Annotated in this window: 1 protein-coding gene; it reads left to right on the forward strand. The window is 28.7% G+C overall.

What is annotated here, in order from left to right; all coding sequences use genetic code 11:
* Positions 1 to 37: 37 nt before the first annotated feature.
* The gene (locus ND811_RS19200) at positions 38 to 1771 is read left to right on the forward strand and encodes an AIPR family protein (RefSeq protein WP_265353581.1); all 1734 of its coding nucleotides are present in this window, start codon (positions 38 to 40) and stop codon (positions 1769 to 1771) included.
* Positions 1772 to 1792 lie beyond the last annotated feature (21 nt).

Here is a 1792-nt window from a genome sequence, read left to right on the forward strand (position 1 = left end):
GCCGCAATTCATTAAATAAAATAGGAAACAATAAAAAATGGCAAATATACAAAATTTTTCTTTAATAAATACGTATGTATCAAAGACTCAAAAAGATTTTTCATTAAAAAGTAAGTCTTCTGCTTTCTCACATTTTGCACTCGATTTATTATTGAACCTTCAGCCTGATGAAATACACGAGTCAATAACAGATACTAATTTTTTAAAAGAAAGAAATTTTCCCTCTGGTCACGATAGAGGTATTGATGCTGTATATATACAGAGCAATTCTGGCGAAACCACAATTATCCATTTTTTCAATTTCAAATATACGGAAAATTTCGAGAAAACCCAAAACCACTTCCCTTCAACAGAAATTGATAAGATCGTAAATTTCTTGACTGACCTCTTTGCAAAAGATCCTAAGCTAATTGATGACGTTAATATATCACTGGGAAATAAAATAGAAGAAATATGGGAAATTTTTGAAAGTGAAAATCCTGTATTTGTAGTTCATATTTTATCTAATCACTATCACACCTTTGAAATAAATGAAAAGAAAAGGTTCGAAAGAAGTATAAATCAACACTCAAATTTTGGAATAAAATATTATACATTAACAGACTTAGTCCAAATAGTTTCAAAATCAAGTCACAAAGAAATAAACTGTAAATTAAGAGCAATAGGAAAGAATTTCTTCGAAAAATCTGATGGAGACATTAGAGCATTAATAGTAAATTTAGATGCAAGAGATGTAATACGGATTGTATCCTCAAGTGAAGATCTGAGAGAGGATGGTGGTATCGAAAATTATGAGCTTCTAAAAACAACTGAAATAGAGGAGCAAGCTTTTGAAGACAATGTTAGAATATATTTAAAGCAAAGGTCAAAAATAAATAAAAATATAAAACAAACTGCTTTATCTAATGAAAATCACCAGTTTTTCTATTTTAATAATGGTCTTACATTTACTTGTGATAGCTTTACCTATAACAAAAGTATTCATTCACCCATAATTGAAATAAAGAACCTCCAAGTAGTGAACGGTTCACAAACTATCCACGCTTTGTATGAAGCATTTCTTGAAGATAGCGAGAAAGTCGGAAATATTGATCTCCTTTGCAGAATATATCAAACCCAAAGCGAAAAATTAAGTAATAAAATTGCAGAATATACTAACAGTCAAAATCCGGTTAATTCTAGAGATATTCGTTCTATCGATTATGTGCAAATAATTATCGAAAAAGAATGTATTCAAAGAGACTATTATTACGAAAGAAAAAAAGGAATGTATTCAGATAAACCTCGAAGCAAAAGGTTAGATGCAGAAAAAGTGGGTCAAATATTGATGTCACTAGTGAATGGGTTACCATCTGAAGCAAAGAATGACAAAAAATCAATATTTGCAGAGAAATATGATGAAATTTTCAATGAATCACTAAATGCAGAATTAGTTATAACAGGCTATAAAATTTTTGATTTTATAGAAGAGGAAAAAGAAAAAGAAATTAATACGAAAAAGTTCTTATCCTATTGTTCATATTGGATTCTTTTCTTAATAGGCGAAATAGCAAAGTATAAAAATGTTACAATTACAATTCAAAATCTTTCAATACTAGAAACTTTCTATCCTATCGCTGTGAAAATAATTGAAAAGTTAAGAAAAGTCGAAATTGATTATTTTTCAAAACAAACATCAAAGTATAGCGATATTACTTTCTTTAAGTATAATAGACCTAAAAAACACTTTGAAGAATTAACTGAGGAAGATAAGAAAAAATTAATGGGTTAAAATGAACTGCGGCTAACAGCG

Origin of the sequence: Leptospira soteropolitanensis, from assembly GCF_026151655.1 — a bacterium.
Taxonomy (GTDB): Bacteria; Spirochaetota; Leptospiria; order Leptospirales; family Leptospiraceae; genus Leptospira_A; species Leptospira_A soteropolitanensis.

Bases quoted from the DNA above. Each gene is read 5' to 3' on its own strand.
- ND811_RS19200 (WP_265353581.1), top strand. From the start codon at position 38: ATGGCAAATATACAAAATTTTTCTTTAATAAATACGTATGTATCAAAG.